At 60.7% G+C, this 23,870-nt stretch carries 27 protein-coding genes; 19 read left to right on the top strand and 8 right to left on the bottom strand.

Annotated elements, in window-relative coordinates; all coding sequences use genetic code 11:
- Positions 1 to 25: 25 nt before the first annotated feature.
- The gene (locus tag JKA62_RS20745; protein ID WP_201819205.1) at positions 26 to 1,054 is read right to left on the bottom strand and encodes a WD40/YVTN/BNR-like repeat-containing protein; all 1,029 of its coding nucleotides are present in this window, start codon (positions 1,052 to 1,054) and stop codon (positions 26 to 28) included.
- 325 nt (positions 1,055 to 1,379) lie between these two features.
- Here JKA62_RS20745 and JKA62_RS20740 point away from each other — a divergent pair, with 325 nt between their 5' ends.
- The 7 genes from JKA62_RS20740 to JKA62_RS20710 are packed head-to-tail and all read left to right on the top strand — an operon-like array spanning position 1,380 to position 6,590.
- A complete protein-coding gene (locus JKA62_RS20740; protein ID WP_201819204.1) occupies positions 1,380 to 1,970 on the top strand; it encodes an amino acid synthesis family protein in 591 nt (196 codons plus the stop codon).
- 32 nt (positions 1,971 to 2,002) lie between these two features.
- Complete coding sequence (locus tag JKA62_RS20735) at positions 2,003 to 2,836, top strand: alpha/beta fold hydrolase (protein ID WP_201819203.1); 834 nt, start codon at positions 2,003 to 2,005, stop codon at positions 2,834 to 2,836.
- A complete protein-coding gene (locus JKA62_RS20730; RefSeq protein ID WP_085603065.1) occupies positions 2,833 to 4,314 on the top strand; it encodes an aldehyde dehydrogenase in 1,482 nt (493 codons plus the stop codon). Before JKA62_RS20735 ends, JKA62_RS20730 begins: the two co-directional genes overlap by 4 nt.
- A 12-nt stretch (positions 4,315 to 4,326) precedes the next feature.
- Positions 4,327 to 4,812: a flavin reductase family protein gene (locus tag JKA62_RS20725; RefSeq protein ID WP_007957406.1), complete on the top strand. Its 486-nt coding sequence runs from the start codon at positions 4,327 to 4,329 to the stop codon at positions 4,810 to 4,812.
- Positions 4,813 to 4,824: 12 nt separating this feature from the next.
- Positions 4,825 to 5,214: a carboxymuconolactone decarboxylase family protein gene (locus tag JKA62_RS20720; RefSeq protein ID WP_007957404.1), complete on the top strand. Its 390-nt coding sequence runs from the start codon at positions 4,825 to 4,827 to the stop codon at positions 5,212 to 5,214.
- Positions 5,215 to 5,272: 58 nt separating this feature from the next.
- On the top strand, positions 5,273 to 6,025 hold the full coding sequence (locus tag JKA62_RS20715) for a GntR family transcriptional regulator (RefSeq protein WP_201819202.1): 753 nt from the start codon (positions 5,273 to 5,275) through the stop codon (positions 6,023 to 6,025).
- A gap of 1 nt (position 6,026) precedes the next feature.
- A complete protein-coding gene (locus JKA62_RS20710; RefSeq protein WP_011334615.1) occupies positions 6,027 to 6,590 on the top strand; it encodes an NUDIX hydrolase in 564 nt (187 codons plus the stop codon).
- A gap of 57 nt (positions 6,591 to 6,647) precedes the next feature.
- Here JKA62_RS20710 and JKA62_RS20705 read toward each other — a convergent pair whose 3' ends face one another.
- The 3 genes from JKA62_RS20705 to JKA62_RS20695 all read right to left on the bottom strand — a co-directional run bounded on the left by JKA62_RS20705 (position 6,648) and on the right by JKA62_RS20695 (position 8,303).
- Complete coding sequence (locus JKA62_RS20705) at positions 6,648 to 7,007, bottom strand: hypothetical protein (RefSeq protein WP_236676608.1); 360 nt, start codon at positions 7,005 to 7,007, stop codon at positions 6,648 to 6,650.
- Positions 7,008 to 7,098: 91 nt separating this feature from the next.
- Positions 7,099 to 7,797 (bottom strand): hypothetical protein, encoded by a 699-nt coding sequence (locus tag JKA62_RS20700; RefSeq protein WP_052912742.1) that lies wholly within the window; start codon positions 7,795 to 7,797, stop codon positions 7,099 to 7,101.
- Positions 7,797 to 8,303 carry a PAAR domain-containing protein gene (locus JKA62_RS20695; protein ID WP_074688595.1) on the bottom strand — a complete coding sequence of 169 codons (507 nt, stop codon included), beginning with the start codon at positions 8,301 to 8,303 and terminating at the stop codon, positions 7,797 to 7,799. Before JKA62_RS20695 ends, JKA62_RS20700 begins: the two co-directional genes overlap by 1 nt.
- Positions 8,304 to 8,826: 523 nt before the next feature.
- Between JKA62_RS20695 and JKA62_RS20690 the strand changes: the two genes are divergently transcribed.
- Entirely contained in the window at positions 8,827 to 9,093 is a 267-nt protein-coding gene (locus JKA62_RS20690; protein ID WP_201819201.1) for a short-chain dehydrogenase, read from the top strand.
- Positions 9,094 to 9,210: 117 nt separating this feature from the next.
- Here JKA62_RS20690 and JKA62_RS20685 read toward each other — a convergent pair whose 3' ends face one another.
- The gene (locus JKA62_RS20685; protein ID WP_201819200.1) at positions 9,211 to 9,504 is read right to left on the bottom strand and encodes a DUF1330 domain-containing protein; all 294 of its coding nucleotides are present in this window, start codon (positions 9,502 to 9,504) and stop codon (positions 9,211 to 9,213) included.
- Positions 9,505 to 9,569: 65 nt separating this feature from the next.
- Here JKA62_RS20685 and ribBA point away from each other — a divergent pair, with 65 nt between their 5' ends.
- The 5 genes from ribBA to JKA62_RS20660 all read left to right on the top strand — a co-directional run bounded on the left by ribBA (position 9,570) and on the right by JKA62_RS20660 (position 15,028).
- Entirely contained in the window at positions 9,570 to 10,679 is a 1,110-nt protein-coding gene (gene ribBA, locus JKA62_RS20680; RefSeq protein WP_197868054.1) for a bifunctional 3,4-dihydroxy-2-butanone-4-phosphate synthase/GTP cyclohydrolase II, read from the top strand.
- A 394-nt stretch (positions 10,680 to 11,073) separates the two neighbouring features.
- Positions 11,074 to 12,099: an ABC transporter substrate-binding protein gene (locus tag JKA62_RS20675; RefSeq protein ID WP_064597261.1), complete on the top strand. Its 1,026-nt coding sequence runs from the start codon at positions 11,074 to 11,076 to the stop codon at positions 12,097 to 12,099.
- Positions 12,096 to 13,040, top strand: a complete 945-nt coding sequence (locus tag JKA62_RS20670) for an ABC transporter permease (RefSeq protein ID WP_011334620.1) — start codon at positions 12,096 to 12,098, stop codon at positions 13,038 to 13,040. The genes JKA62_RS20675 and JKA62_RS20670 overlap by 4 nt, the downstream gene beginning before the upstream one ends.
- A 6-nt stretch (positions 13,041 to 13,046) precedes the next feature.
- Positions 13,047 to 13,856, top strand: a complete 810-nt coding sequence (locus tag JKA62_RS20665; protein ID WP_007957396.1) for an ABC transporter permease — start codon at positions 13,047 to 13,049, stop codon at positions 13,854 to 13,856.
- 17 nt (positions 13,857 to 13,873) lie between these two features.
- Entirely contained in the window at positions 13,874 to 15,028 is a 1,155-nt protein-coding gene (locus tag JKA62_RS20660) for an ABC transporter ATP-binding protein (protein WP_201819199.1), read from the top strand.
- Between the two features lie 61 nt (positions 15,029 to 15,089).
- Here JKA62_RS20660 and map read toward each other — a convergent pair whose 3' ends face one another.
- Positions 15,090 to 15,881: a type I methionyl aminopeptidase gene (gene map, locus JKA62_RS20655; RefSeq protein WP_201819198.1), complete on the bottom strand. Its 792-nt coding sequence runs from the start codon at positions 15,879 to 15,881 to the stop codon at positions 15,090 to 15,092.
- The gene (locus JKA62_RS20650) at positions 15,878 to 16,138 is read right to left on the bottom strand and encodes a ParD-like family protein (protein WP_011334623.1); all 261 of its coding nucleotides are present in this window, start codon (positions 16,136 to 16,138) and stop codon (positions 15,878 to 15,880) included. Before JKA62_RS20650 ends, map begins: the two co-directional genes overlap by 4 nt.
- Positions 16,139 to 16,433: 295 nt before the next feature.
- Between JKA62_RS20650 and JKA62_RS20645 the strand changes: the two genes are divergently transcribed.
- The 6 genes from JKA62_RS20645 to yecR all read left to right on the top strand — a co-directional run bounded on the left by JKA62_RS20645 (position 16,434) and on the right by yecR (position 22,240).
- A complete protein-coding gene (locus JKA62_RS20645; protein WP_011334624.1) occupies positions 16,434 to 17,369 on the top strand; it encodes a Ppx/GppA family phosphatase in 936 nt (311 codons plus the stop codon).
- A gap of 259 nt (positions 17,370 to 17,628) precedes the next feature.
- Entirely contained in the window at positions 17,629 to 19,005 is a 1,377-nt protein-coding gene (locus JKA62_RS20640) for a pyridoxal-phosphate dependent enzyme (protein WP_201819196.1), read from the top strand.
- Positions 19,002 to 20,180 (top strand): cystathionine gamma-synthase, encoded by a 1,179-nt coding sequence (locus JKA62_RS20635; RefSeq protein ID WP_011334626.1) that lies wholly within the window; start codon positions 19,002 to 19,004, stop codon positions 20,178 to 20,180. Before JKA62_RS20640 ends, JKA62_RS20635 begins: the two co-directional genes overlap by 4 nt.
- Before the next feature lie 674 nt (positions 20,181 to 20,854).
- Positions 20,855 to 21,376, top strand: coding sequence for a phage infection protein (locus JKA62_RS28975; RefSeq protein ID WP_236676607.1), 522 nt, complete (start codon positions 20,855 to 20,857; stop codon positions 21,374 to 21,376).
- Positions 21,377 to 21,556: 180 nt separating this feature from the next.
- On the top strand, positions 21,557 to 21,871 hold the full coding sequence (locus JKA62_RS20625; RefSeq protein WP_011334628.1) for a hypothetical protein: 315 nt from the start codon (positions 21,557 to 21,559) through the stop codon (positions 21,869 to 21,871).
- Positions 21,872 to 21,931: 60 nt separating this feature from the next.
- Positions 21,932 to 22,240, top strand: a complete 309-nt coding sequence (yecR, locus tag JKA62_RS20620; protein WP_011334629.1) for a YecR family lipoprotein — start codon at positions 21,932 to 21,934, stop codon at positions 22,238 to 22,240.
- On the opposite strand, the gene JKA62_RS20615 is transcribed toward yecR, so the two are convergent.
- Entirely contained in the window at positions 22,212 to 23,849 is a 1,638-nt protein-coding gene (locus tag JKA62_RS20615; RefSeq protein WP_011334630.1) for an ATP-binding response regulator, read from the bottom strand. The two genes, yecR and JKA62_RS20615, sit on opposite strands and share 29 nt — an antisense overlap.
- Positions 23,850 to 23,870 lie beyond the last annotated feature (21 nt).

The following is a 23,870-nucleotide window of genomic DNA, read 5'->3' as shown; positions in this document are numbered from 1 at the left end:
CCCGCCTTCTTATTATTGATTCGGCTCATTTGCCCAGCTCGGCGCCGTTCGACGAAGTGACCCGAACGCCACCCTGCCCGCTCAGGATCAGATTGCCGTTGCCGGCGGCGGTGACCGACGACAGCGAGATGCGATCCGGACGGTTGAATACGCTGAAGGTTTCGCCGTTGTCACTGCTGCTGACCACCGAGCCGCCGTTGCCGACGATGACGATGGAGCCGTCTTCGAGCAGTGTGGCGCCGGACAGGCCGAACTCCAGCGAACCGCGCGCAGCTTTCAGTTCGACCTGCTCCCAGGTGCTGCCGAAATCGGTGGAGCGGTAAAGGTTGCCGCGCAGACCGTAAGCCAGCAGGGTTTGCGGTTGCGCCGTGCCGATCACGCCGAACAGCGAGCCTTCGTACGGGCCTTCGAGTTTTTCCCAGGTCTGGCCCCAGTCGGCGGAGCGGAACATGCTGCCCGACTCGCCGACGATGAACAGGCCGGCGTCTTTTACCGAAGCGATGGCGTTGAGGTGGAACTGGTCTTCGTTGTCGAGGCGATCGCTGACGTCTTCCCAGTTTTTGCCGCCGTCGGTGGTTTCCAGCAGCGCGCCGTAGGCACCCACGGCCAGACCACTGTTGACGTCCTTGAACCAGACGTCGAGCAGCGGCGATTCGCGCTTGAGGTCTTCGAACTGTTTGGTCCAGGTCAGGCCGCCGTCTTCGCTGGCGAGGATCTGCGCGTCGTGGCCGACGGCCCAGCCGTGCTTGTCATCGACGAAATACACGGCGGTCAGCAACTGGCGGCTCGGCACTTTCGCCTGGGTCCAGGTCTTGCCCTTGTCGTCGGAATAGAGAATGTGCCCGCGATCCCCGACCGCCACCAGCCGGGTTCCGGCGTGAACGACATCGAGCATCAGGCTTTTCGAGGCCTTGGCCGATTCGGTGGAATAGACCACATCGGCAGGCGCTTCGGCGGCGAGAACCGGCGCCGACAATGTGGCAAAGCCCAGCAGAGAGAGTGCTGTGGCCAGCAACGCGGTGTTGCGTAACGCCGGCGGGCGGCAACGACTCATAGACCTTCCCCTGTTTATTATTGTTGGTCATGGACCTTAAAGGGCGCCGCAAGGGTGCTCACGGTGACTGCCTGGTCACAAGCATAGTCCTGAAACCCGCCATCCAGAGCCCCTTCGGAAGCTGGCTCATCCTATCGGGCATTCGAAACGTCTGACAATCGGCGCAACGTTATCTTTTGTTAACCGAAAGGGACTACAGCGGCAGCTGAATGCGCGGGCATTCGTCCGACTGATGGCAGGGATTCTTGCGAGGGGGACTTGCACGATCGGTATTATGGTATACCATCAGACGCACAGACACTCTTTATCCCCTACGGAGCAGCTCATGAGTTTCGAAATCCGCAAGATCGTCAGCTATGTCGAAGAGACCTTCATTGAAGGCGGCAAGGCGTCCGACACCCCTGTGACCATGGTCGGGCTGGCCGTCGTGATGAAGAACCCGTGGGTCGGCAATGGCTTTGTCGAAAACCTCAAGCCGCAGATCCGCGCCAATTGCTCCGACCTCGGTGCGATGATGGTCGAGCGTCTGGTGGGCATCATCGGCGGCGCCGAGAAGATCGAGGCCTACGGCAAAGCCGCGGTGGTCGGCGCTGATGGCGAAATCGAGCACGCATCGGCGGTGATCCACACCCTGCGGTTCGGCAACCACTACCGTGAAGCGGTCAAGGCCAAGAGCTACCTGAGCTTCACCAACAAGCGCGGCGGCCCGGGCACTTCGATTCAGATCCCGATGATGCACAAGGATGACGAAGGCCTGCGCTCGCACTACATCACCCTGGAAATGCAGATCGAAGACGCCCCGCGCGCCGACGAAATCGTCGTGGTGCTCGGTTGCGCCGACGGTGGTCGCCTGCACCCGCGCATCGGCAACCGCTACATCGATCTGGAAGAACTGGCCGCCGAAAAAGCCCAGTAATCACAATAAAAAAGGCATTGCAGGAGCGCTCCATGATTCGGCTCACCGCTGAACTCACCCCGGCCGGCACCAGTTATCTGGCGACAGGCATTGGCCAACCCGTGGTGTTGATCCACGGCGTGGGCTTGAACAAAGAAATGTGGGGCGGCCAGATCGTTGGCCTGGCCACGCAATACCAGGTGATCGCCTACGACATGCTCGGCCATGGCGCCAGCCCGCGACCGGCCAGCGGCACCGCCCTGCTCGGCTATGCCGATCAGTTGCTGGAGCTGCTCGACCACCTGCAATTGCCCGAGGCATCGGTGATCGGCTTTTCCATGGGCGGTCTGGTGGCGCGGGCGTTTGCCCTGCATTACCCGGAACGCCTGAAAAGCCTGGTGGTGCTCAACAGCGTGTTCAACCGCAGCGAAGAGCAGCGCGCCGGGGTCATCGCCCGCACTGCGCAGGCCGCCGAGCACGGGCCGGACGCGAATGCCGAAGCGGCGCTGTCGCGCTGGTTCAGCCGCGAATATCAGGCGGCCAACCCGGCGCAGATCGCTGCGATCCGCCAGACCCTGGCCGGCAATGATCCGCAGGGCTACCTGACCACCTACGAACTGTTCGCCACCCAGGACATGTACCGCGCCGACGACCTGGGCAGCATTCAGGCGCCGACGCTGATCGCCACTGGTGAACTGGACCCCGGATCGACCCCGGAAATGGCCGAGCAACTGGCCGCGCGCATTCCCGGCGCGAAGGTTGCCGTGCTGCCCGAGCAACGGCATATGATGCCGGTAGAGTCGCCACGGCTGGTGAACCAGACGCTGCTGGAATTTCTCGACACCGCACACGCCCGACAAAACCATATAAAGGGGATCGTTGCATGACGCTCGCACGCTTCCAGATGTGCATCGGCGGAGAATGGGTCGACGCCCTCTCCGGCAAGACTTTCGAAAGCCTCAACCCGGCGCTGGCCGAACCCTGGGCCGAACTGCCCGACGCTGACGAAGCCGACGTCGAACGCGCGGTGCAGGCCGCACAAACTGCTTTCGACAGCCCGGCCTGGCGTGGTTTGACCGCAACCGCGCGCGGCAAACTGTTACGTCGGCTCGGTGACCTGATCGCCGAAAACAAGGAACAACTGGCGCAACTGGAAAGCCGTGACAACGGCAAACTGATCCGCGAAACCCGGGGTCAGGTCGGTTATCTGCCGGAGTTTTTCCACTACACCGCAGGCCTTGCCGACAAGCTCGAAGGCGGCACCCTGCCGCTGGATAAGCCCGATCTGTTCGCCTACACCGTGCACGAAGCCATGGGTGTGGTCGCCGCGATTATTCCCTGGAACAGCCCGCTTTACCTGACCGCGATCAAACTGGCACCGGCGCTGGCTGCCGGCAATACCATTGTGATCAAGCCGTCCGAGCATGCCTCGGCAACCATTCTGGAACTGGCGCGCCTGGCCCTCGAAGCCGGGATTCCGCCGGGCGTGGTCAACGTCGTCACCGGCTACGGACCGAGCACCGGCGCCGCACTCACCCGTCATCCGCTGATCCGCAAGATCGCCTTCACCGGCGGCGCGGCCACGGCCCGACATGTGGTGCGCAGCAGCGCCGAGAACTTCGCCAAGTTGTCGCTGGAACTGGGCGGTAAATCGCCGAACATCATCTTTGCCGACGCCGATCTCGACAGCGCGATCAACGGTGCGATTGCCGGGATCTACGCGGCGTCCGGGCAGAGTTGCGTATCCGGTTCGCGACTGCTGGTGCAGGACGAAATCTACGACGAGTTCGTCAGCCGACTGGTGGAGCGCGCCCAGCGCATCCGCATCGGCAACCCGCAGGACGACAGCAGCGAAATGGGCCCGATGGCTACCGCGCAGCAACTGGCGGTGGTTGAGGGTCTGGTGGCTGATGCGATTGCCGAAGGCGCGCGTCTGCGTCTGGGCGGCAAGCGGCCGAGCGGCGTCGGTGACGGCTGGTTCTACGAACCGACGCTGTTCGAATGCGACCGCAATTCGATGAAGATCATGCAGGAAGAAGTGTTCGGTCCGGTGGCTTCGGTGATCCGTTTCAAGGATGAAGCCGAAGCGCTGGCGATTGCCAACGACTCGCAGTTCGGCCTCGCTGCCGGCATCTGGACCCGCGATCTGGGCCGCGCCCATCGCCTGGCCCGGGACGTGCGTTCGGGGATCATCTGGGTCAACACCTACCGCGCGGTGTCGGCCATGGCACCGATCGGCGGCTTCAAGAACAGTGGCTATGGACGCGAAAGCGGCATCGATTCGGTGCTGGCCTACACCGAACTGAAAACGGTGTGGATCAACCTCTCCCAGGCGCCGATGCCTGATCCGTTTGTGATGCGTTAGGAGTCCTGCGACATGATCGAACCCGGCATTTACAAAGACGTCATGAGCTCGTTTCCGTCCGGGGTCACGGTGGTCACCACCCTCGACCCGGACGGCGGCATCGTCGGCATCACCGCCAGCGCCTTCAGTGCGCTGTCGATTGATCCGGCGCTGGTGCTGTTCTGCCCCAACTACGCCTCCGACACCTACCCGGTGCTGCGCGACAGCAAGAAGTTCGCGATCCATTTGCTGTCCGCCGACCAGACCGCCGAGGCCTACGCCTTTGCCGGCAAGGGCAAGGACAAGGCCAACGGCATCGAGTGGCATTTGAGCGAACTGGGTAACCCGATCCTCGCCAAGGCCACGGCGATCATCGAGTGCGAACTGTGGCGCGAATACGACGGTGGCGATCACGCGATCATCGTCGGCGCGGTAAAGAACCTGATCCTGCCGGAGCAACCGGTGACGCCGATGATCTATCACAAGGGCAAGCTCGGCGCGTTGCCGACACTGGGTTGAGCGGAGAAACACATGAGCAACGAAAAGTACGAGCAAGGCCTGAAGATCCGCACCCAGGTGCTGGGCGAAGCCTATGTGCAGCGCTCGATCGAGAACGCCGACGACTTCACCCGCCCGCTGCAGGAAATGGTCACCGAATACTGCTGGGGCCACGTCTGGGGACGCGAGGGTCTGTCGCTCAAGGAGCGCAGCATGATCAACCTGGCGATGATCTCGGCGCTCAACCGCCCGCATGAACTGAAACTGCATGTGCGCGGCGCCTTGCGTAACGGCCTGAGTCGTGAGCAAATACGCGAAATTCTGCTTCAGGTCGGTATTTATTGCGGCGTCCCGGCAGCCGTGGACAGTTTCCGGCTCGCCCGTGAAGCCTTCGCCGAAGCCGACGCCGAGGCCTCCAGTTAACCCCTCGGCTGTTTTGATGCCCGTCTGGCATGGACAGCCACCTTAAAGAGCGGACCCCATGAAACGCCTGCCACTCGACGACAGCTTCAAGGTCAATCGCAACCCCGTCACCCTGCGCGAAATCGTGCTGGATAAACTGCGAAGCGCCATCATGAACTTCCAGCTGCTGCCGGGCGATCGCCTGGTGGAGCGCGATCTGTGCGATCGCCTGGGCGTGAGCCGTACGTCGGTGCGTGAAGCCTTGCGTCACCTGGAATCTGAAGGCCTGGTGGCGTTCGCCGACGCCAAGGGCCCGCGGGTAGCGATCATCACCCTCGCCGATGCCGTCGACATCTATGAACTGCGCTGCGTGCTCGAAGGCCTGATCGTTCAGCTCTTTACCCTGCGCGCCAAAGCCAAAGACATCAAGGCCCTGGAAAAAGCCCTCGACGAGAACCGCAAGGCGCTCAAGGACGGCGAGCTGCAACAGGTGATCGACTCGGTGCAGGGTTTCTACGACGTGCTGCTGGAAGGCTCGGGCAACCATGTCGCGGCCACTCAACTGCGTCAGTTGCAGGCGCGCATCAGCTACCTGCGGGCGACGTCGGTGTCACAGGAAAACCGTCGCGGCGCGAGCAACCAGGAAATGGAAAAAATGGTCGAGGCGATCAAGAGCGGCGATCCGCTGGCGGCGCATCAGGCGTGCGTCGATCACGTTCGCGCCGCCGCTGCCGTGGCCCTCGATTATCTGAAGCGCAAACAGGAAGAGACAGGCGCCACTCCACCGATCACCCTGCCCATCGCGCTGAAAGAACCGCGCATAGGTCACTGACATGTTCAGCCCGAGCTTTTGCCCGAAATGCGGTGGCGCTGACCTCGGTCAGCAGGTGCCGCCGGGCGATACGCACGAGCGCCTGATGTGCCGCGGCTGCGGCTACATCCACTATGTAAACCCGAAGATCATCGCCGGCTGCATCATCGAGCAGGACGGCAAATACCTCTTGTGCCAACGGGCGATTCCCCCCCGCCCCGGCACTTGGACCCTGCCCGCCGGTTTCATGGAAAGCGGCGAAACCACCGAACAGGCCGCCCTGCGCGAAGTCTGGGAAGAAAGCGGCGTACGCGCGGAGATCGTCTCGCCTTATTCAATATTCAGCGTGCCGAAGATCAGCGAGGTCTACATCATCTTCCGCGCACTCGCGCTGGAAATCACTGGCGAGTACGGTCCGGAAACCCTCGCCTGCAAATTCTTCGCCCCCGAAGACATCCCCTGGGAGCAGATCTACTACCCGGCGATCCGGCAGATCCTCGAACGCTACATCGAGGAACGCCAAGCCGGGGTGTATGGCATGTACATGGGCAATGACGACAGCGGCAAGATTCATTTCATGCGTTGATCAGCCGTCACTTGCAAGAGATACAGAGCCCGGCCCGATTCCTCGGTAGATAGGTGCTCAGTCCGGCATCGCACGAATAATATCCGCCAGATCATCTTTGGTGATTTCATTGGCTTTGAGAGCAGCGGAGATGTCTTTCTTGGAGAGCGGGAAACGCTTGAAAATGTCTTTCAAGGTATCGGCATCAATATTGGCCAGCCAAAGAGGATCGATAAAAGAACCGCCATATTCAGGTTTCATTGGGACTTCTTCGTGGGCAATGGCACCTTTGTGATTCAGATACACAACATAACGATCGTGCCCTTCAGGAAAGCTTTTATCGTGATATAGCGTTGTTCCCATCGGCAGGACATAGTAATTGTCATCGCCACCTTGCCCTTCGATCAGCAGTGGCTCTTTAGTTTTAATCATCTTCATAGTGTGTTCCTTTGCAGTATCGCCAAAAATCAGAAAAGCCATAAAGACTGCATTTACAAATAAGGCCGCCGTCAGCCAAAAGCCAATCTGCCTATTTGTAAACATTCTTTTTATCATAGTGCGCCTCAGTATTCCCTTCGAGCATGGCTTGTAAATCCGCAGGCATGAAAATCCCGTCCTGAGGTTTGGTCTGCGTGCGCGCAGCCTGCCTTTCCAGGAATGACAATCCACGCATTTCGCTATATTTGGACGGATTCTGCACGATTGGCTTACCCGAAATTTTGGCTCCCGCTATCGTTACAGTTGTGCAGTTATTGGTGGTTGGATGATAGTTGGACGGCAATACATAGCGCGCAGACGTTGCTGTCTTTCTTCTCAGCTCCTTTTTCTGGGCGACAATACCGTCGAAGTGAGCGATAACGGCCTCAGCGGTTGCACTATCCAAAAAATAAACAAATCCAGTTGTTGTGCGCCCCAAGCTGTTCTCACCCGAGATGTACGCTTTGAAGGATGTCCAAACGTTCAGCACTCCCTCCCCTTCGCTATCAAACGTCCCCCAGGTTTTTCCATAGCGCCCAAAGTCATAGGTGATGTCTTTAGAACCAACCACTACGTGTAAAGCAGCATGTCCGAAAGGATGCTCTTCCTTGTCACGGGTGTAAGGGCCACCCACAAGTATCTCCATATATGCACCCGACACGACTACTTGGTTGGTTTTTGTAGTTTTCCCCGATGCGCCTGTACTTTTTGCTGCCTGTGTCGTGCTGGTAGTTTTAGTAGGCTGAACCATTAAAGATGTTCCGTATCTTCAAGTTTCGGGAATTTAATACTGCAACTTCCCCTAGGGATGTTTGCAACATGCACGAAGCCGTTTTCGTCAAGGACACCTGTCATCAACGTTCCATCGGGGAGTGTCAGTTCGTACGCCTCGTTGGCAACAGGCTCATCTCTATCGTTCAGCAACTGAAACTCGACAAACGTCTTTTCTTTCAGGAACTGCGAGAAAAAGCTAGTGGGCGCCCCCCCACCGGATTCACCCACGAAGGTATCGGGAGACCCGGCAGTGATCGTCGCTCCGCAGGCTGTCTGCGAGCCTACGTGTGCTACATCTTTTCCCAGACCGAACACGTGAGGAGCACCCGTCGTTATGGGATTACTGCCGTGAACCGGGCAGGAATATGTGTCTCCTACCAAAGCAACAGGCATTGAGTTAACGAAAATAGGGCTCGATCCAGTGGTGATATTTCCGCCGTGACTTCCTGGGTCTCCAAGTCGTGCGACTGGCTTTCCTGCCATCGTTTCTCTCCTTTGAACGTCACAATGGCTGGATAGTAACCGATCCTTGATCACTCCTGAACGAGCAAAATACGAAACGGAACCGGCTTACAGGACTGGTTGCGTTTTCCGGCGTGCCGCTGGTTGACGGCCCTAGCCCCACTCCCTATCCTCGCGCCTGTCACGACTCATTCGTGATCGGGTTTGACGGCCCGTAATCTTCTCACGACGTGCATAGCCTTCTCTGCTCGAGCACTCCTGTGTCCGATGCATTCTTTATGGCGACTGTGCGCGGGGCATCTTCGGGTGCGCCGGTGTCCGTGAGAGCCGGTCCGTCAACCCACGCACAGTTGCCACCCAATTTCGTTTGACGGCGTTTTTGTGGCAGCTCTACTGGATCTTACGGAGCTACACCCATGACGGAATCGACCATAGAACTCATCCCCTACACTCGCCGCGATCGACTCAGACAATTCCTAGTCGACAATATGTCGATAGCGCTGAGAAGAACCTTCACAGGCAATCTTCAGGCAGGTGCTGGCGTATGAATACCCACATTTCAATGACCCACAACGAAGACAGCATTCCAGTGCTCCTGGTCTCAACACTGGCACCGCTGGACGTTTTGCACAGCAGCGCGGCGAGCAGGTTTTTGGCAGCTACACAGATGATGGAAAGCCTCGCCAGCCTGGATATTTCAGCTGCCAAGGGTGTCGATGTGCAGCAACTCGCCCACGCAGCAGCGATTTTGCTTCGTGACGGCTGTGATGTAATGGATGTATTAGGGCGGCAGATTCAAGCACAAGCCTGAGCAAAGAATCACAGCCCTTAACCGCTGATAGCTGCGATCTTCTGATTACGAAAAAGAGCATCAAAAGATCGCAGCCACCATCGATTCGCCAGTTCCTCTGGAATCGTAAACAAGCGCTTACGGCGCCATCCCTTCCACAATAACGATCTCCGCCCGCGCCCACTCCTCGCGATAGCTTTTCGCTTCCTGATACGCCGCCGAGCGATAGCACGCCACCGCCTTCTCGTAGCTGTCGAACTCGATCACCACGCTGCGCTGCGGCGTCGTCCGCCCTTCCATTGCTTCGCTGCGCCCGCCTCTGGCCAAGAACTTCGCGCCGAACTCGGCGAACGCTTTCGGCGCGCGCTGGGTGTATTGGCTGTAGTGATCGGGATCGGTGATGTCCACGTGAGCAATCCAGTACGCCTTCATAGTGACCTCTTGGTTGATTTTGTATTATGGTATACCACGAATTTCATCCACATCGAGAGTCCAGCATGGCCTTCAACAGCATCGAAGAAATCATCGAAGATTATCGCCTTGGCAAAATGGTGTTGCTGGTCGATGACGAGGATCGGGAAAACGAAGGTGACCTGCTGCTGGCCGCCGACCGTTGCACGCCCGAGGCAATCAGTTTCATGGCCCGTGAGGCTCGGGGCCTGATTTGTCTGACGTTGACTGACGATCATTGCCAGCGCCTGGGACTGGAGCAAATGGTGCCGAGCAATGGCAGCGTATTCAGCACCGCGTTCACGGTCTCCATCGAAGCGGCGGTCGGTGTGACTACCGGCATTTCCGCCGCCGACCGCGCCTGTACGGTGGCCGCTGCGGTTGCGCCGAACGCACGCGCAGAAGACCTGGTGCAGCCAGGCCACATCTTCCCGCTGCGCGCCAAGGAAGGTGGTGTGTTGACCCGCGCCGGTCACACCGAGGCTGGTTGTGATCTGGCGCGGCTGGCCGGGTTCACGCCCGCCTCGGTGATCGTCGAAGTGATGAACGACGACGGCACCATGGCCCGCCGCCCGGACCTGGAAGTCTTTGCGCGCCAGCACGGGATCAAGATCGGCACCATCGCCGACCTGATCCACTATCGCCTGAGCACCGAACACACCATTGAGCGCATCGGCGAACGGGAGTTGCCGACGGTGCATGGCACCTTTCGTTTGATCACTTTCGAGGACCGCATCGAGGGCGGCGTGCACATGGCGATGGTCATGGGCGAATTGCGCCGTGAGGAACCGACGCTGGTGCGCGTGCATGTGATCGATCCGTTGCGCGATCTGGTCGGCGCCGAGTACAGCGGGCCGACAAACTGGACGTTGTGGGCAGCGCTGCAACGGGTCGCGGCCGAAGGGCATGGCGTGGTCGTGGTGCTGGCCAATCATGAGTCGTCCCAGGCGCTGCTGGAGCGCATTCCGCAACTGACTCAGCCGCCTCGACAGTTCAGTCGCTCGCAATCGCGGATCTATTCGGAGGTCGGCACCGGGGCGCAGATTCTGCAGAACCTGGGCGTAGGCAAGCTGCGCCACTTGGGCCCGCCGCTGAAGTATGCCGGGTTGACTGGGTACGATCTTGAGGTGGTAGAGAGCATTCCGTTTACCGAGTGATTCGATGTTGCATTTCAAGCGGCTAATGCTGCCCTCACCCCAGCCCTCTCCCAGAGGGAGAGGGAGCCGACCGAGTTGTTTTACCGCTATACATCGACCTGAAACTCAGAGTCGAACTCGAGTTTTGAACAGCATAGAGATCTGCTCCCTCTCCCTCCGGGAGAGGGCTGGGGTGAGGGGTCGGATCTAAAATCCAGCCAAAATCCCCACATCGAACACCTCAAAAACCATAAGCCGCCAGATAGCCGGTAAGGCAAAGTGCTTGCACAAAGTTTGGAATACCATAATATGATATTCCATAGACCGGACGACCTGAAAAACCGTCCAGCTACTGCTCCCGACAGGCGGGCAACAACGCAAGCCCGCTCAAAAACACAACAATGAGGGCGTAAAAATGGTGTTGAACAAAGCTGCAACCGCGATCTTTTTCGCGGGACTGCTGAGCGTGACCGGTCAGGCCGCGATGGCCGCCGAGAGTGTGAACTTTGTCAGCTGGGGCGGTAGCACCCAGGATGCGCAGAAACAGGCCTGGGCCGATCCGTTCAGCAAGGCCAGCGGCATCACCGTCGTGCAGGACGGCCCGACCGACTACGGCAAACTCAAGGCCATGGTCGAAAGCGGCAACGTGCAATGGGACGTGGTCGACGTCGAAGCCGACTTTGCCCTGCGCGCCGCTGCCGAAGGCCTGCTCGAACCCCTCGATTTCAAACAGATCCAGCGCGACAAGATCGACCCGCGTTTCGTCAGCGACTACGGCGTCGGCTCATTCTTCTTCTCCTTCGTCCTCGGCTACAACGAGGGCAAACTCGGCGCCAACAAGCCGCAGGACTGGAGCGCGCTGTTCGACACCAAGACCTTCCCCGGCAAACGCGCCCTCTATAAATGGCCGAGCCCCGGTGTACTGGAACTGGCCCTGCTCGCCGATGGCGTAGCGGCCGACAAGCTCTACCCGCTGGATCTGGATCGCGCCTTCAAGAAACTCGACACCATCAAGAAAGACATCGTCTGGTGGGGCGGCGGCGCGCAGTCGCAGCAACTGCTGGCCTCCGGTGAAGCGAGCATGGGCCAGTTCTGGAACGGCCGGATTCACGCCCTGCAGGAAGACGGCGCACCGGTCGGCGTAAGCTGGAAACAGAACCTGGTCATGGCCGACATTCTGGTGGTGCCAAAGGGCTCGAAAAACAAGGACGCGGCGATGAAGTTCCTGGCCAGCGCCAGTAGCGCGAAGGGCCAGGCCGACTTCTCCAACCTGACCGCTTACGCCCCGGTCAACGTCGACAGCGTGGCGCGTCTGGACTCGACGCTGGCCCCGAACCTGCCGACTGCCTACGCTAAGGATCAGATCACTCTTGATTTCGCGTACTGGGCCAAGAACGGTCCGGCCATCGCGACACGGTGGAACGAATGGCTGGTCAAATGAAAATGGCGGCCACCGCATCCCGTCCCTCCACTGCCACCGGGAGCGCCCCGAGCGCTGCCGGCCTGGCATCCGGCAAGGCGAGTGCAATGGCGCACGCCCCGTCCCTCAAGCAACGCTGGCGCGGCGCCGGCAACCTCGCGCCGGCGCTGTTGTTCCTCGGTCTGTTCTTTCTCGCCCCGCTGATTGGTTTGTTGCTGCGCGGCGTGCTGGAACCGGTGCCGGGCCTCGGCAACTATGAGCAACTGTTCGCTAACTCGGCCTACGCCCGGGTGCTGTTCAACACCTTTTCGGTAGCGGGATTGGTGACGGTGTTCAGCCTGCTGCTGGGCTTTCCGCTGGCCTGGGCAATCACCCTGGTGCCGCGTGGCTGGGGCCGCTGGATCCTCAACATCGTGCTGCTGTCGATGTGGACCAGCCTCCTGGCCCGCACCTATTCGTGGCTGGTGCTGTTGCAGGCTTCGGGTGTCATCAATAAAGCCTTGATGGCGATGGGCATCATCGATCAGCCGCTGGAAATGGTGCACAACCTGACCGGCGTGGTGATCGGCATGAGCTACATCATGATTCCGTTCATCGTGCTGCCGTTGCAGGCGACCATGCAGGCCATCGACCCGATGATCCTGCAGGCCGGCTCGATCTGCGGCGCGAGCCCGTGGACCAACTTCTTTCGGGTGTTCCTGCCGCTGTGCCGGCCGGGTCTGGCGTCCGGCGGCTTGATGGTGTTCGTGATGTCGCTCGGTTACTACGTCACCCCGGCGCTGCTGGGCGGGGCGCAGAACATGATGCTGCCGGAATTCATCATTCAGCAGGTGCAGTCGTTCCTCAATTGGGGCCTGGCCAGCGCCGGCGCCGCGTTGCTGATCGTCATCACGCTGGTTCTGTTCTACGTCTACCTGAAGCTGCAGCCGGAATCCCCGGTTGGCGCCAGTCACGCGAGGTAAGCCAACATGCTCCTGACGCCCAATGCCATGAGTCGCCGGATGCGCTTCGGCCTGTATTTCACCACCGGGTTGATCGGCCTGTTCCTGCTGTTGCCGATCGTGTTCATTGTCCTGCTGTCGTTCGGTTCGTCCCAGTGGCTGGTGTTCCCGCCACCGGGCTGGACGCTGAAATGGTACGTGCAGTTCTTCTCCAACGCCGACTGGATGAGCGCAGCGCTGGCCAGCCTCAAGGTCGCGGTGCTGACCACGATCTGCGCTGTCGCCTTGGGTTTACCGACTGCCTTTGCGCTGGTGCGCGGACGCTTCCCCGGTCGGGAAATGCTCTACGGCCTGTTTACCCTGCCGATGATCGTGCCACTGGTGATCATCGCCGTGGCGGTGTACGCGCTGTTCCTCAAGCTCGGCTACACCGGCACGATGTTCGCCTTCGTCGTCAGCCATGTGATCGTCGCGCTGCCGTTCACCATCATCTCGATCATCAACTCGCTGAAGCTGTTCGATCAGTCGATTGAAGACGCGGCGGTGATCTGCGGTGCGTCACGCCTGCAAGCGGTGTTCAAGGTGACGTTCCCGGCGATCCGCCCGGGGATGGTGGCCGGCGCCCTCTTCGCCTTCCTGGTTTCGTGGGACGAAGTGGTGCTCAGCGTGATGATGGCCAGCCCGACCCTGCAAACCCTTCCCGTGAAAATGTGGACCACCCTGCGCCAGGACCTGACGCCCGTGATCGCCGTCGCTTCGACGCTGCTGATCGGCCTGTCGGTATTGGTCATGGTGATCGCCGCCGCCCTGCGCCGGCGCAACGAAATCAGCGCCTGAGCGCCCAGGAGTACGACATGAGTGCCGTGATCAAAGACGCATCCCAGCAGAACGACAAACCCCTGGTCAGCCTGCGCAACCTGAACAAGCACTACGGCGATTTCGCGGCCGTGGACAACATCTCGCTGGACATCAAGGACGGCGAATTCCTGACCTTCCTCGGCTCCAGCGGCTCGGGCAAAAGCACCACGCTGTCGATGCTCGCCGGTTTCGAAACGCCGAGCAGCGGCGAGATCCTGGTCAACGGCCAGTCGTTGGTCAACGTGCCGCCGCACAAGCGCGACATCGGCATGGTGTTCCAGCGCTATTCGCTGTTCCCGCATCTGTCGGTGCGCGACAACATCGCGTTCCCGCTGGCGATCCGCAAACTCGCGGCTGCCGAGCGCGACAAGCGCGTCGATGCGATGTTGAAACTGGTGCAGCTCGAACAATTTGCCCATCGCCGCCCTTCGCAACTCTCTGGTGGCCAGCAGCAACGGGTCGCCATCGCTCGCGCTCTGGTTTACGAGCCACGCATTCTGCTGATGGACGAACCGCTCGGCGCGCTGGACAAGAAACTTCGCGAAGACCTGCAGGATGAATTGCGCCAGCTGCACCGCCGCCTCGGCATCACCATCGTCTACGTGACCCACGACCAGGAAGAAGCCATGCGCCTGTCCCAGCGCATCGCAATTTTCAGCCACGGCAAGATTGTCGGGCTCGGCAGCGGTTATGACCTTTATCAGAATCCGCCGAATGCGTTTGTGGCTTCGTTTCTGGGTAACTCGAACTTTCTCAAGCTCAAGGCGCAGGGCAATGCGGCGGCGAGTTTTGAGGGGCAGTCGCTGTCGATCCGTCTCACCGCTGGATTGCAGACCGAGCAGGATGTTTTGCTGATGGTGCGTCCGGAGAAGGCGTTGGCGTTGAGTGTGCAGCAGGCGAATGACGAGCCATTGGCGGCCGGCTGGAATGAGGTTTCGGCGAAGGTGGTCGAGGTGTTGTTTCTGGGTGAGAGCCAGACTTGCAGTGTGGTGACGTCGGGTGGCACGTCCATGACCGTGAAAGCATTGTCGGCGGCGGGGATGCCGCTGAAGGCTGGGGATCCGGTTCGGGTGCGTTGGGCGACGGCGGATGCTTGCGTCTATACCGAGTGGGCCGAGAGTGATTTGAACAAAGCCGCCGGCGCGCACTGATTCAATAGAGACTGCGTGTCACTTCTGGCCACCGCAACGTCGGGTTGCGGTGGCCATTTTTTCAGACAATGGCTTTAAAGCCCTCAATCTCATCCGGCCAAGCCGTCAACACTTCAAACCCGTCGTCAGTCACCGCAATCATGTGCTCCCACTGCGCCGACAATGACTGATCCTTGGTCACCACCGTCCAGCCATCCGCCAGACTCTTCACATGCCGCTTGCCGGCATTGAGCATCGGCTCGATGGTGAAGATCATCCCCGCCTTCAACTTCAAGCCCTGCTCTGGATAACCATAATGCAGCACCTGCGGTTCATCGTGATAAACCTTGCCGATCCCGTGCCCGCAATACTCGCGCACCACGCTGAACCCTTCCTTCTCCGCCAGCGTCTGGATCGCATGACCGATGTCGCCCAACGTGGCGCCCGGTCGGACGACGCGGATGCCCGCGCACATCGCGTCGTAGGTTGTCTTGATCAGGTGCCGAGCCTCGGGCGTCGGCTCACCGACCACGTACATGCGGCTGGTATCGCCGAACCAGCCGTTCTTGATCACCGCGATGTCGAGGTTGACGATGTCGCCATCCTTCAACACGCGCTTCGAAGGAATGCCGTGGCAGACCACTTCGTTGACTGACGCACAAACGGTTTTCGGAAAGCCGTGATAACCGACGTTAGCCGGAATCGCCTTCTGCACATTGACGATGTAGTCGTTGCACAACTGGTCGAGCTGGTCGGTGGTGACGCCAGCCTTGACGTGCGGCACCAGCATTGCCAGCACCTCGGCGGCCAGTCTGCCGGCCTCTCGGGATTGGGCGATTTCGGCCTGGGTGTTGATCTTGATCGGATTTCTCATGCCTTGGCCGCCTCTTTGACCGAGGCGTTCTGCGCGGCATCCGCCAGGGCACAGACTTGCTGCAGATCCAGACCGCCCGACTGCTCGGCGCGAATCAGCAACCGACAAATGGCGTGGTGATCAAGGTCTGGATACAGCTCGGCGAGCATGCCGATGCGCATCCAGTGTTCGGCCTGCGCGTTGATCGAGCGGCTGAGTGCGTTGCTGGAAATGCGCAGATTCTCGTGCATGTCCTCTGAAATCTTTACGATGCCCATGGCAATATCCGATACGAAGTGTATATGGATCGTATATTAATCGTGTGTCGCTCGGGATTGCAAACGTTGCGTGCCCGGTAAATCGCAGGCAAAAAAAAGCTGCCCAGTAGGCAGCCGAATCATGAAAAGCACGCGATGTATTGGGGCCAAGTATGGGCAGCCGATAATGACAGTGTCATGACAGCGATTAATTCACCGAACCGCCCCGCCCGCGTCATCAGGCTGTCATCGAACCCACGGCAGAATTCTCGCAAACCGTCCCGCGCCTCCCGACGGATGATTTGCAAGGATCCCCATGAAAGAAGACACCTCGCTGTTTGCCGCCATCGACCTCGGTTCCAATGCCTTTCGCATGATGATCGGCCAGTCGGTACGCAGCAGAAAGGGCTTCATGATCCAGGAGGTCAAAACCTTGCGTGAGCCGGTGCGGCTGGCGGAAGGCTTCGACGGTCGGGCGCTCGACGAAATGGCACTGGATCGCGGCTGGCAGGCGCTGGCGCGGTTCGGCAAGAAGCTGCGCGGTTTCGAGCCCGGTCGCGTGCGCGCAGTCGCGACCAGCGCGGTGCGCGAGGCCGACAATGCGCAGCTGTTCCTGGCCAGTGCGGAGCGGCATCTGGGGTTTCGCATCGATGTGATTTCCGGGCATGAAGAAGCGCGTCTGGTCTACGCCGGTGTGGCCCACACCCTGCCGGTCGCCGATGACATGCGTCTAGTGGTCGACATTGGCGGCGGCTCCACCGAGCTGATTCTCGGCCAGGGATCACAACCGCTCCTGACCGAAAGCATCGCCCTCGGCAGCGGCACCTTGAGCACCCGCTACTTTCGCAACGGTGAGATTTCCCCCGGCGCCCTGCAAGAAGCCGAACGCGTAGCCATCCTGCAATTCGAAAAAGTCGCCCGCCGTTATCGCGCCCAGGGCTGGCAGCAGACCATCGGCTCCTCGGGCACCGCGCGGATGCTCGCCAAAGTGCTCAAGGCCAATCGCCTGAACGATCATGGCGAGAGCGGCATCACCTACGGCGGCCTGTTGCGGCTGTCGTTACGCCTGCTGGAAGTCAGCAATGTTCAACAGCTGAAACTGGCCGGCCTGCAACCCCATCGCCAGAGCATCCTGCCCGGCGGTCTGGTGGTCATGCTGGCAGCATTCAAAGTGTTCGGCATCTCGCAAATGGTGCCGTCCGAACCCGGCTTGCGGCTGGGCGTGCTGCACGGTCTGATGAGCAACCACTGAGCGATTTCTGCTGCAGGATTTTCACTGCCGGATCAAGCGGTTCGTGACGGCGAAGACGCCCTTTCAATACTCGATGACGCCTGCGTATAAACCCCTGCAAATCACTTCCTTCCCCTCGCTGATTTCGTTCTATCGTTAGATCGAAATGGCAGTATTTCCGGCCGTTTAAAGGTTGCGACAGCGCAGGTCTGAGCCTATGTTGCACGCGAGCTTTTTCCCCGCGAATGGAACGCGATCAACACCACAAAGAGGTGAAGAGATGTCAAAGGATTCACGCCCTGCCGTACTTGGGCTGATCGGCAATACGCCGCTGGTACAAGTCACCCGCTTCGATACCGGTCCCTGCACCCTGTTTCTCAAACTCGAATCACAAAACCCCGGCGGTTCGATCAAGGACCGCATCGGTCTGGCCATGATCGACGCCGCTGAGCGCGATGGTCGCCTGCAACCCGGCGGCACGATCGTCGAGGCCACCGCCGGCAACACCGGTCTGGGCCTGGCCCTGGTCGGCCGCGCCAAGGGCTACCGCGTCGTGCTGGTGGTGCCGGACAAAATGTCCACCGAAAAAGTCCTGCACCTCAAAGCCATGGGCGCCGAAGTGCACATCACCCGCTCCGATGTCGGCAAGGGCCATCCCGAGTATTACCAGGATGTCGCCGCGCGTCTGGCCAAGGACATTCCCGGCGCGTTCTTCGCCGACCAGTTCAACAACCCCGCCAACCCACTGGCCCACGAGTGCAGCACTGGACCAGAAATCTGGGCCCAGACCGAGCATGACCTCGACGCGATCGTGGTCGGTGTCGGCTCGGCCGGCACGCTGACCGGCCTGACACGCTTCTTCAAGCGCGTGCAACCGGATCTGGAAATGGTCCTGGCCGACCCGGTCGGTTCGGTGATGGCTGAATACAGCCGTAGCAAGCATCTAGGCACCGCAGGTTCGTGGGCGGTGGAAGGCATCGGCGAGGACTTCATTCCGTCGATCACCGACCTGTCGAGCGTGCGCAGCGCCTACTCGATCAGCGACGAAGAAAGCTTCGATCACGCCCGTCAGCTGCTGAAAGCCGAAGGCATCCTCGGTGGTTCGTCCACCGGCACCCTGCTCGCCGCCGCGCTGCGCTACTGCCGCGAACAGACCGAGCCGAAACGCGTGGTCAGCTTTGTCTGCGACACCGGGACTCGCTACCTGTCGAAGGTCTACAACGACCAGTGGATGACCGATCAGGGACTGCTGCAGCGCAAACGCTACGGCGACTTGCGCGACCTGATCGCCCGACGCTTCGAAGACGGCAAAGTCGTCAGCGTCGGCCCGGACGATACGCTGATGACCGCGTTCCAGCGCATGCGCCTGGCCGACGTTTCACAACTGCCGGTGCTGGTGGATGGCGAGCAACTGGTCGGTGTGATCGACGAGTCGGACATTCTGGTGCGTGTGCACGAAGACGCTTCGCTCTTCAGCAAACCCGTTTCCAGCGCGATGACCGACAAGTTGCAAACCCTCGCCCCCGGCGCGACGCTGGCTGAACTGGAAGCCGTACTCAGCAGCGGCCTGGTGGCCATCATCGCCGACGCTTCAGGCTTCCACGGCCTGATCACCCGCGTCGACATGCTCAATCAATTACGGAGATCCCTGGCATGAGCCAGCACGACAAGAACGCCCGTCAACAGGGCTTCGCCACCCGCGTGATCCACGCCGGGCAAACGCCGGACCCGACCACCGGCGCGCTGATGCCGCCGATCTACGCCAACTCCACGTACCTGCAAGACAGCCCTGGCGTGCACAAGGGTTTCGACTATGGCCGCTCGCACAACCCGACGCGTTTTGCCCTGGAGCGCTGCGTGGCGGATCTGGAGGGCGGCACCCAGGCGTTCGCCTTCGCGTCTGGGCTGGCGACGATTTCCACCGTACTCGAACTGATCGATGCCGGCTCGCACATCGTGTCCGGCAATGACCTGTACGGCGGCACGTTCCGCCTGTTCGACAAGGTGCGCCAGCGCAGTGCCGGGCATCGTTTCAGCTACGTCGATCTGGCCGATCTGTCAGCGTTCGAAGCCTCGCTGCAGGACGACACGCGCATGGTCATGGTCGAGACTCCGACCAACCCGCTGCTGAGCCTGTCCGACCTCGCCGCCATTGCGCGCATCTGCAAGGCCCGCGGGATCATCTGCGTGGCCGACAACACCTTTGCCAGCCCATGGATTCAGCGTCCTCTGGAACTGGGCTTCGACATCGTGCTGCACTCGACCACCAAGTACCTGAACGGTCACTCCGACGTGATCGGCGGGATCGCGGTCGTTGGCGACAATCCTGCGCTGGCCGAACGTCTGGGCTTTCTGCAGAACGCCGTCGGCGCCATCTCCGGCCCGTTCGACGCGTTCCTCACCCTGCGCGGCGTGAAAACCCTGGCGCTGCGTATGGAGCGTCACTGCAGCAACGCGCTGGAGCTGGCGCGCTGGCTGGAGCAGCAGCCGCAGGTCAAACGCGTCTACTACCCGGGTCTGGAATCCCACCCGCAACACGAACTGGCCAAGCGTCAGATGCGTGGTTTCGGCGGAATGATTTCCCTGGATCTGAACAGTGATCTGGCAGGCGCCCGGCGTTTCCTGGAGAACGTGCAGATCTTCGCCCTGGCCGAAAGCCTCGGTGGTGTGGAAAGCCTGATCGAGCACCCGGCGATCATGACTCACGCGACCATTCCGGCGGAAACCCGCGCCAAACTTGGCATCGGTGACAGCCTGGTGCGTCTGTCGGTGGGCGTCGAGGACATCGAGGACCTGCGTGCGGATCTGGCGCAGGCGTTGGCCAGTATCTAACGCCGGAAAACGTCAAAGCCCGCGCGAGGCGGGCTTTGGTATTTGAGTAGGCGGCCAGTGCTGGTCTCTGGCTTACGAGGTTTCTCAGGACTCCCACAGTACAGGCAATGTGCTCTGCTGCTTCACACGGCATAAGGGCTGGAACCCAGCGCGGGGTTCTTTCTAACCGTGTACCCTTCGGAACGCGCCCAACGCTTCCTCGCTATCCGCTTGCGCATCAGTCTGCGTCTTCGCCTACATTCTTGAGCCTAGCAAACACGCTGCATTGCGCTACGCGTTTTTTAGACTGATTGTTTTCTAACCCCGATCTGCAAGGAAGCGAACCGACTATCGCCTTCACGGCCCTTCAGCCTGCCTCCCGCCAAGGGCGAACTATACTTTTCAGTTCGCTGTCCAGATTTCCTGTAAACCGTCGACACCCGTGCACCCTCCGGTGCCCCCGTGCCATTCACCAATCTGGTTGACCCCGGGCCGACGAGCCTTCCGTCAATGAACGAATGACGGCTAATGCTCGGTTGCTGTGTGGCTGATGGGGCGTGGAGAACATCATGAAGCATACGCTTTGGCCGGGCCTTGTCCTGGCAGTTGCAGCAACGGTGGCAATGCCCAATGTCTGGGCTGCGAAGGCGCAGGCATTGGCGTCGGATGGGGCGGATCATGTGGGGGCGGGGGCGGTGGCTTCTGATGGATCGGATCATGTTGGCGCCGGCGCCGTTGCCTCTGACGGCTCCGATCATGTCGGTGCTGGCGCGGTAGCTTCTGACGGCTCGGACCACGTTGGCGCCGGAGCAGTTGCCTCCGACGGCTCCGATCACGTTGGCGCTGGCGCCGTTGCTTCTGACGGCTCCGATCACGTCGGCGCAGGAGCCGTTGCTTCCGACGGCGCGGATCACGTCGGCGCTGGTGCTGTTGCCTCTGACGGCTCCGATCACGTCGGCGCTGGTGCTGTTGCCTCTGACGGCTCCGATCACGTCGGCGCAGGAGCCGTTGCTTCCGACGGCGCGGATCACGTCGGCGCTGGTGCTGTTGCCTCTGACGGCTCCGATCACGTCGGCGCAGGCGCCCTCGCCGCCGATGGCGCAGACAAGGTCGGTGCCAACCGGCTCGCCTACTCCCGCGCAGGCGTTGGTTCGGACCAGGTCGCTTCGGCCCTTATGAGCGGCAGCTATTCCGACCAGTTCAACAGTCCTCAATAACCGCTATCGGCGCAACCAGCCCACCGCTGGTTGCGCCGCCCTAGCACATTTGTGCTAATCGACCCCCCCGATCCCTGGCGCTATAGTCCCTCGCAACCCCCGACGCTCCCCAACATTGCCGCTGCGCAGTGCGCGGGATCGTTGTGCCTGGAAAAACAACAACACCAAGGAAGAAACACCATGAAACAGCAGCTCAGCCTCGCCAGGATCTCGATTCTCGGTGCCCTGCTCCTCGGCGCCAGCGGTTGCCAGACCGCCAAACCCACCGAAGACAGCATGCGCGAACGCGCCCAGACCGTCATCGGCCAACCAGTGACCAAGATCGGCAACATCCGCAACGACAGCACGCTGACCTACTACACCGCCTACACCGCCGCCGGCGAATACAACTGCGAGCTGCCCAGCGGCGCGATCATCGCAGTGGCCAGCATGGGCATCATGACGCCTCCGCTGTCCTGTCTGCCCAAAGGCGCGTCGCCGATTCCATACCAGTAATCCGGCGCAGAAAAACCGTTCCAGTGCCTCTTCTCATCCGGTAAAGGATTGCGTTCAATCATGAAAACACTCATCGCCACCCTCAGCCTCGCAGCCGTCGTTCTGACCGGTTGCGCCACCCCCAAGCAATGGGAAGCCACCGGCGGCAGCAAGACCGACGGCGTTGTCCAGGTCTCCTATGAACTGGGCCAGTTCGAGAGCGGGCAAACCTCCGCCGCTCAAGGCCTGGCCGCGGCTGAAGGACGTTGCAAGGTCTGGGGCTACAAGAGCGCCGAAGTGTCGGGCTCGGAGAAAAACATCTGCCGCACCATGGGCCAGTACAACTGCCTGCAAACCACCATCACGCAGGACTATCTGTGTAAGCGCTGACCGCTTCGGTCTGCCGGTCGCGCAGCGCACGCAGGGTCGCGCGCAGCTCGGCCGGGCGTACCGGCTTGGACAGAATGGCGATCTGGCGGTCATGCAGCGCCGCCTGGATTTTTTCGATGTCGTGCCCGGTGATGATCATGGCCGGCACCGCATAACCGCGCTGACGACGAACCTCGTCGATGCACTCGATACCGGTGCTGTGAGAGCCGAGGTCATAGTCGGCGACGATGATGTCGCAGTCCGTGACCAGGCCCTGTCCGCTGAGTTCGGCCTGCACAAGGCAACCCCAACGCTCGAGCAACGCCGACGTCGCCAACAGAACGTTACGATCATCTTCCACCAGACACACCTTCAGCCCTGTCAGCAACCCGACCTGTCGAGCCTCTTCACGATTGACCGGCACCTGCGGCGATGCGAGTGGCAGCCCATACAAGGTCACCGCCGTGCCATGCCCCAGCCGTGAGCGGATCGCAACGTCGACACCGATCAACTGCCCCAGACGCCGGACAATAGACAGTCCCAGCCCCACGCCCTCAACGTCCTTGTCGCGCAACTGGCGCACCCGATAAAACTCCTCGAACACCTTGGGCAAATGCTCTTCGGCGATACCACTGCCGCGGTCATAGATCGCGATGGCCAACCCCGCGCCGCGCTTGCGAACACCGATCAGCACCGGCCGGTGCGCGCCGTATTTGAAGCAATTGGAAAGCACGTTCTGCACCATCGTCGCGAGCAACGCCGGATCGGTGCGCACCCAGTGTTCGCAAGGCCGCAAGCGCAGTTCGACACCCGCCCAGCGTGCGGCTTCGGCGTTCTGGCGGATCAGATCCGCCAGCCATTCACCCAGCTCAAGCGTCTGCAACCGGGGCAGAATCCGCCCGTTGTCGAGGGTGTAGAGATCGAGTATCGAGCGAAACAGCTGCGACACGTTGAGCAGCGAACGGTCAATGCTGTCCACCAGCCGCCGCTCCTCCTCGCCCAGTCGTGACTCGCGCAGACACGCGGTGAACAGGCCGATGGAGTGGATCGGCTGACGCAGGTCATGACTGGCCTGGGCCAGGAAGCGCGACTTCTCAAGGTTCGCAGCGACCGCTTCTTCCGATGCTTTGCGCGTACGCTCCAGCAACAGGTGCGCATACACCGGAATCACCGTGCTGGTGATCATCAGCATCAGCACCATGAACGGTTGCGCCTGCCAGTACGGCGTCAATCGATAGACCGCCAACAGCGCCAGCAATGCCAGCACCGTGGCGATCGCCAGGTAGCGCGAGCCGTAGCGCATGCCGTTGCCGAGATTGACCCAGACCATGACGGCATAGATGGGCAACGCCGCCTCGCCGCCGACCACCAGCCCGAAACTGGTGCCGGTGTAATCGTGGAGCATGCCGAAAATCCGCCGCGCCGGATAATGCCCAGGCCAGCGCACGATGACTTGACGAAGCACAACGGAGGCCAGCAGAAACAGGGAAATGTAGGTGACCACCGGCAGATAAGTATCGAAGCGCTGGCCCGGCAGGAAACCGAGCACGGCCATGTAAACCAGCGCAATGCTGGCGATGATGATGCGCAGATTGGCCTGGTCGAGCTCGGTGTTCTTTTCGAACTTCATGGGGGGAACGTCCTTGTGCAG

This window comes from Pseudomonas sp. B7 (assembly GCF_016735645.1).
GTDB lineage: Bacteria > Pseudomonadota > Gammaproteobacteria > Pseudomonadales > Pseudomonadaceae > Aquipseudomonas > Aquipseudomonas glycinae.
The sequence above is the reverse complement of the archived record's forward strand: the minus strand, read 5'-3'. Positions and strand labels throughout refer to the sequence as shown.

Bases quoted from the DNA above. Each gene is read 5' to 3' on its own strand.
- JKA62_RS20695 (WP_074688595.1), bottom strand. From the start codon at position 8,303: ATGGCAGGAAAGCCAGTCGCACGACTTGGAGACCCAGGAAGTCACGGC.
- JKA62_RS20635 (WP_011334626.1), top strand. From the start codon at position 19,002: ATGAGCCAGCACGACAAGAACGCCCGTCAACAGGGCTTCGCCACCCGC.
- JKA62_RS20730 (WP_085603065.1), top strand. From the start codon at position 2,833: ATGACGCTCGCACGCTTCCAGATGTGCATCGGCGGAGAATGGGTCGAC.
- ribBA (WP_197868054.1), top strand. From the start codon at position 9,570: ATGGCCTTCAACAGCATCGAAGAAATCATCGAAGATTATCGCCTTGGC.
- JKA62_RS20705 (WP_236676608.1), bottom strand. From the start codon at position 7,007: ATGAAGATGATTAAAACTAAAGAGCCACTGCTGATCGAAGGGCAAGGT.
- JKA62_RS20710 (WP_011334615.1), top strand. From the start codon at position 6,027: ATGTTCAGCCCGAGCTTTTGCCCGAAATGCGGTGGCGCTGACCTCGGT.
- map (WP_201819198.1), bottom strand. From the start codon at position 15,881: ATGAGAAATCCGATCAAGATCAACACCCAGGCCGAAATCGCCCAATCC.
- JKA62_RS20665 (WP_007957396.1), top strand. From the start codon at position 13,047: ATGCTCCTGACGCCCAATGCCATGAGTCGCCGGATGCGCTTCGGCCTG.
- JKA62_RS20745 (WP_201819205.1), bottom strand. From the start codon at position 1,054: ATGAGTCGTTGCCGCCCGCCGGCGTTACGCAACACCGCGTTGCTGGCC.
- JKA62_RS20625 (WP_011334628.1), top strand. From the start codon at position 21,557: ATGAAACAGCAGCTCAGCCTCGCCAGGATCTCGATTCTCGGTGCCCTG.
- JKA62_RS20720 (WP_007957404.1), top strand. From the start codon at position 4,825: ATGAGCAACGAAAAGTACGAGCAAGGCCTGAAGATCCGCACCCAGGTG.
- JKA62_RS20675 (WP_064597261.1), top strand. From the start codon at position 11,074: ATGGTGTTGAACAAAGCTGCAACCGCGATCTTTTTCGCGGGACTGCTG.
- JKA62_RS20645 (WP_011334624.1), top strand. From the start codon at position 16,434: ATGAAAGAAGACACCTCGCTGTTTGCCGCCATCGACCTCGGTTCCAAT.
- JKA62_RS20690 (WP_201819201.1), top strand. From the start codon at position 8,827: ATGAATACCCACATTTCAATGACCCACAACGAAGACAGCATTCCAGTG.
- JKA62_RS20715 (WP_201819202.1), top strand. From the start codon at position 5,273: ATGAAACGCCTGCCACTCGACGACAGCTTCAAGGTCAATCGCAACCCC.
- JKA62_RS20685 (WP_201819200.1), bottom strand. From the start codon at position 9,504: ATGAAGGCGTACTGGATTGCTCACGTGGACATCACCGATCCCGATCAC.
- JKA62_RS20670 (WP_011334620.1), top strand. From the start codon at position 12,096: ATGAAAATGGCGGCCACCGCATCCCGTCCCTCCACTGCCACCGGGAGC.
- JKA62_RS20735 (WP_201819203.1), top strand. From the start codon at position 2,003: ATGATTCGGCTCACCGCTGAACTCACCCCGGCCGGCACCAGTTATCTG.
- yecR (WP_011334629.1), top strand. From the start codon at position 21,932: ATGAAAACACTCATCGCCACCCTCAGCCTCGCAGCCGTCGTTCTGACC.
- JKA62_RS20700 (WP_052912742.1), bottom strand. From the start codon at position 7,797: ATGGTTCAGCCTACTAAAACTACCAGCACGACACAGGCAGCAAAAAGT.
- JKA62_RS20740 (WP_201819204.1), top strand. From the start codon at position 1,380: ATGAGTTTCGAAATCCGCAAGATCGTCAGCTATGTCGAAGAGACCTTC.
- JKA62_RS20650 (WP_011334623.1), bottom strand. From the start codon at position 16,138: ATGGGCATCGTAAAGATTTCAGAGGACATGCACGAGAATCTGCGCATT.
- JKA62_RS20640 (WP_201819196.1), top strand. From the start codon at position 17,629: ATGTCAAAGGATTCACGCCCTGCCGTACTTGGGCTGATCGGCAATACG.
- JKA62_RS20615 (WP_011334630.1), bottom strand. From the start codon at position 23,849: ATGAAGTTCGAAAAGAACACCGAGCTCGACCAGGCCAATCTGCGCATC.
- JKA62_RS20660 (WP_201819199.1), top strand. From the start codon at position 13,874: ATGAGTGCCGTGATCAAAGACGCATCCCAGCAGAACGACAAACCCCTG.
- JKA62_RS20725 (WP_007957406.1), top strand. From the start codon at position 4,327: ATGATCGAACCCGGCATTTACAAAGACGTCATGAGCTCGTTTCCGTCC.